We start from the raw sequence: 4,650 nt of genomic DNA on the forward strand, positions 1-4,650 counted from the left end.
GTAAGTTGGTTATTCGCATGGTATGCGAATAGATCAGTTTCTGATAACACCTCCACCGGCGATCGGTCATGTTGCGGCAGAGCATGTTTCGCCTCGTTAGGGCACACCGCCGGTAGGCAGGCCCGGACGCGGCATGGCTGGTGATCAGTGCGGCGATTCGCTGGCGTGAGCTGGGATTTTGCATCGTTTCTCTGCGTTATCTGCATCCCGAGTGCAGAATATGCATTCAGTTGGGAGGGTTTCTCGTGGACGATTCGATGGGTCGGTTGGTGTATCTGCCGGCGGGTGCGTCGGGTCCGGATCCCGAGGCGTTCCTCGAAGACGTACTGACCGGATGGCGGCATGCGCAGCTGGCGCAGGGCACCTCCAGCGGCACGATCGACCGGCGTTACGCCGTCGTCCTGCGGATGGCGGACTTCGTCGGCACCGCTCCGTGGCAGTGGACGCCGGCCGACGCGGATGACTTCTTCGGTCATCTGCGTGGGGTCCTCAACCGCGCCCACAGCACCGTGCGGGCCTATCAGACCGACGTGAAGCTCTTCCTCGACTACGCGACCAATCCGGCCTATGACTGGAACGAGCACTGCGGCAGACTGTTTGGCACCGTCTTCAGCCAAGTGGTCACCGAATTCAACAAGGCCAAGCATGTCCAGGCCGACGACTCCCGTGCGGTAAAGCGCCCCTTTACGCTCAGTGAGCTGCAACAGTTCTTCGACTTGGCGGACCTCGAGCCGGAACGGATCCTGCGCGCCGGGCGCAAGGGTGCTTTGTCGGCGTGGCGGGACGCGGTGGCGTTCAAGACCCTCTACGGCTGGGGCCTTCGCCGCAACGAGGTCCGCCACTTGCAGTTGGTCGACTTCTCGCGCAACGCTCGGGCGCCCTTCTTCGGCGACTGGGGTCTGGTGCGGATCCGCCACGGCAAGGCGATGCGCAATTCCCCACCCAAACAGCGCACAGTGCTCACTGTCTTCGACTGGGCCGCCGAGGCAGTGGCGGACTGGGCCGAGCGGGGACTTCCCCGCTACGGCCAGCCCGTCAACGACCTCTTCCCCACCGAGAAGGGCGGTTTGGTGCCCGACCGCAATCTGTGGCAGCGGATGCGCGATTTGGTCGATGAACTCGGATTTCCACCTGGTTTGGACTTGCACTCTTTTCGCCGCTCGTATGCGACCAACCTGCAAACCGAGTACAGCTACGACGTCAGCTTCGTGCAATTGCAGCTAGGCCACGAGCACGCCGCGACCACGTCCATCTACACCGTAGCTGCGCCCGATTACCGGGCCCGCGAACTTGAGCGAGTCCTCAGCTCGACACTGACCCGCAGCAAGGCCAACCTCGGCGACACCAGACGACAGGAGTCCCAATGAGACGAGAAATCGAATACCACTGGCGGGTACGAGAATTCATGGCCCGCGCTGGCATGAAGAACAGCCGCGACCTGGTCGCACCGCTCCGCGAACGCGGCATCATGCTCTCCGAATCACAGATCTACCGCATCGTCGGCCAAGAACCCGACCGGATCTCGTTCAAGGTCCTCGTCGCGCTGTGCGACATCTTCGGTATCGAAGCCGGTGATCTGATCACCTACACCGCCGCCGACGCCCGCCACACCCGCACCAAGGCCGTCAACGCCCCCAGCGACGTTCCTCTGCTCAACGCCTATCGACCGGTGAAGGCCCGGATCGTCTCCGATGACTGACACCCCTCGACGCGGGCGCCCCCGCACCGTCGGCAACATCGAATGCAGCCGATGCCACCACCTCGTGCCCAAGACCCGGGTGCGCTGGCCCGAGGGGGTCATCTGCGGCCCCTGCTTCACCACAGCGGCACGCACCTACGGCACGTGCTCATTCTGCGGAACCGAACGCCTCGTGCCCGGCCAAACACCCACCGGAGCAGCCTTGTGCCGCGACTGCGCCGGCATCACCACCAACCTCGACTGCGACAACTGCGGCCGGGAAGCCGAACGGCTACGCGACGGACAGTGCGCTCGGTGCGTCGTCACCGCCGACCTCGAACACATCCTCGCCCCGCACCACCCACCCGACATGCGCCTCAAACGACTCATCGTCGAACTCGCCGCAGTCCCCCGCCCAGAAAGCATCATCACCTGGATGCGCCAACCGGCCACCGCCGACTTGCTCACCCTGATCGGCGCCCGAGAACTACAGCTCAACCACGAAGCCTTCGACGCAATGCCCCCATCCAAGGCCGTCGAGCATCTACGCGAGATGCTCGTCGCGCACCGCATGATGCCCGACCGCGGGGACCGATATCTGGCCCGCTTCGAACAGTGGCTCGACCAACGGCTGCAGACACTGCACGCCACCCCCGCGATCGCCACCCCCCTCGAACAATTCGCCCGATGGCACCACCTACGGCGCCTACGAGAGAATGACGACCCCACACGCAACATGGACAACGCCACCCGGTGCGCCAAACAAGAGATCACCGAAGCCGGCAAGTTCCTCACCTGGCTGCTCACCGAGCACGACACCACCATCGACCACCTCACCCAAGGCCAGCTCGACACCTACCTCAGCGAAGGCACCACGACCCGCACCCTCATCCGCAACTTCATCCAGTGGCGCGCCCGCGCCGGCATCGCAACACGCCTCAAGACCCGCTACCGCGTCGCCCGCAGCACCCCACTAGCCTCCACGCGAGAGCACCTCGACCTCATAAAACAGGTCATCGAAGCCGACCACGTCATCCTCTCCACCCGCATCGCCGCGCTCCTACTCATGCTCTTCGGCACACCACTCGACCGGATCTGTCGACTCACCATCGACGATGTCGATTCGACACCCACCCGAACCACCATTGCCCTGGGCGAGGTACCCGCCCCCATCCCGCCGGCGCTACTCCCCCTGTTTCGCCAACACCTCGAACAGCGCGCCAACCGCCGGACGATGAACCACCAATCCGCCTGGCTATTCCCGGGATACACTGCAGGACAACATATCTCCGAACAGTCACTGATGAAACGGCTACGAGGCCTCGGGATCGACATCAAAGCCGCCCGCAACGCAGCACTACACGACCTCACCAAGGAAATCGACGCCGCCTCGCTGGGCGACCTCCTCGGCTACTCCACCCAAGTCATGAACATCCACGCCGCTCGCGCCGCAGTACCCATGGCCACCTACCCCGCCATCGGAGCCCTCCGACGCGGACGCGCAGAGGATGCGGACCCGAAACACACTGCGGCTGGCACTCCCACCCCGCCAACACAAGGCCGGATGTGATCATGCCCGGCCAGCCGAATGAAACGGGGATAGCGATAGCGCGCCGCCTAGTAGCGGAACGCTACCCGCAATCACGGGCAGCGTGGTTGGGTGGCAGCGTAGCCGCTGGAACCCACACAGAGACATCGGATCTCGACATAACTGTCCTACTCGAGGGGCCACCGGCACCATACCGACATTCTGAAACCATTGACGGGTGGCCAGTCGAATGGTTCGTCCAGACCGAGGAATCTCTGCTGCGATTCTGCGACGATGACCGCACACGGCGGCGGCGCCCCACCACGATGCGCCTCGTCGGCTCAGCGATAGTGCTGGTCGACACAGATGGGTCAGGCCTTCGGCTGCAGCACGATCTTCACGAAATGGATCGCCAGGGACCGCCACCTGTCTCTTCCTCCGAGCTGGAGAATCAGCGCTACGCGGTCACTGACCTCCTTGAGGATCTAACCGGTGCACACAGCGACGATGAGCTGCTCACAGTTGCGGCAGCATTGACTCGGGCGGCCGCCGACTTGCTTTTGGCGGTCAACCGACGATGGAGTGGCAGTGGGAAATGGCTGATGCGCGAAGTTGAGCGCCTCGACAACGATCTCGCTACCACTCATGCTGCCCAACTCATCAACGGACTTCGCAGTGCGGGTGCTGGCAACCCAGTCCCACTGCGCGACAACGTCCTTGACATTCTCACGATGGCAGGTGGGCCCCTCTTTACTGGCTACCGGCGCGGCGCTGACGGCGGCGAGCCAGCCCAAACCAATTCCACCGCGGAGAGCACCGATTCACCCTGGCCGAACTGGGCCACCGAAAGCATGGAGATCGTCGACGCAGACCCAGACTGGGAAGCGCAAGGACAACGCCTGTGCGACACCCTGCAAGCACTTCTCGCGCCATGGCTCGTCGGCCGCATCGAGCACGTCGGCTCCACTGCGATTCCAGGCCTGCCGGCCAAACCAATCATCGACCTCCAAGCCCCAGTGGCTCATCTGGACGCTTCAGACTCGATGGCAGCGGTCCTCTCCAAGCACGATTGGCATTACGTCACCCCGGATCTGGACCGACGACCTTGGCGACGATTCTTCGTAAAGATCAACGAGGGCCACCGATCTGCTCACCTGCACATCATGACCACCGACAGTGCACGCTGGCACCAGCAGATTGCGTTTCGTGACGCCCTTCGAGCGGATCCATCCACGACGGCGAATTACGCAGCGCTCAAACGTGCCCTTGCGGCCGAACACGGCGACGACCGCGAGGCCTACAGCGCGGCCAAGTACTCGTTCATTCAAGCCGTTCTCAACGCGCCATCCGACTAAGCGCCGGTTGTAAAGCCGCGCAAACGGGGCGTCGTACGCCCGAAACTGCAGGCGATTTCGACTAAACCTGATAATGCCGTTATCCAGTG

The 4,650-nt window shown here is 63.3% G+C and carries 4 protein-coding genes and 1 pseudogene; all 5 read left to right on the forward strand.

Annotated features, from left to right (window positions below; translation table 11 throughout):
• Positions 1–245 precede the first annotated feature (245 nt).
• The 5 genes and pseudogenes from ACAG24_RS29360 to ACAG24_RS29380 all read left to right on the forward strand — a co-directional run bounded on the left by ACAG24_RS29360 (position 246) and on the right by ACAG24_RS29380 (position 4,561).
• Positions 246–1,367, forward strand: coding sequence for a tyrosine-type recombinase/integrase (locus ACAG24_RS29360; protein WP_370476362.1), 1,122 nt, complete (start codon positions 246–248; stop codon positions 1,365–1,367).
• Entirely contained in the window at positions 1,364–1,699 is a 336-nt protein-coding gene (locus ACAG24_RS29365; RefSeq protein WP_370476359.1) for a helix-turn-helix domain-containing protein, read from the forward strand. Before ACAG24_RS29360 ends, ACAG24_RS29365 begins: the two co-directional genes overlap by 4 nt.
• On the forward strand, positions 1,692–3,248 hold the full coding sequence (locus ACAG24_RS29370; protein WP_370476356.1) for a site-specific integrase: 1,557 nt from the start codon (positions 1,692–1,694) through the stop codon (positions 3,246–3,248). Before ACAG24_RS29365 ends, ACAG24_RS29370 begins: the two co-directional genes overlap by 8 nt.
• Positions 3,249–3,250: 2 nt before the next feature.
• A pseudogene (locus ACAG24_RS29375) lies at positions 3,251–3,400 on the forward strand (nucleotidyltransferase domain-containing protein); the annotation flags it as partial.
• A 210-nt stretch (positions 3,401–3,610) separates the two neighbouring features.
• Positions 3,611–4,561, forward strand: a complete 951-nt coding sequence (locus tag ACAG24_RS29380) for a GrpB family protein (protein ID WP_370476364.1) — start codon at positions 3,611–3,613, stop codon at positions 4,559–4,561.
• The last annotated feature ends 89 nt before the right edge of the window (positions 4,562–4,650 follow it).

The organism is Mycobacterium bulgaricum, from assembly GCF_041287165.2.
GTDB lineage: Bacteria > Actinomycetota > Actinomycetes > Mycobacteriales > Mycobacteriaceae > Mycobacterium > Mycobacterium bulgaricum.

Coding starts and splice junctions, on each gene's coding strand:
- ACAG24_RS29365 (WP_370476359.1), top strand. CDS start 1,364: ATGAGACGAGAAATCGAATACCACTGGCGGGTACGAGAATTCATGGCC.
- ACAG24_RS29370 (WP_370476356.1), top strand. CDS start 1,692: ATGACTGACACCCCTCGACGCGGGCGCCCCCGCACCGTCGGCAACATC.
- ACAG24_RS29380 (WP_370476364.1), top strand. CDS start 3,611: ATGGATCGCCAGGGACCGCCACCTGTCTCTTCCTCCGAGCTGGAGAAT.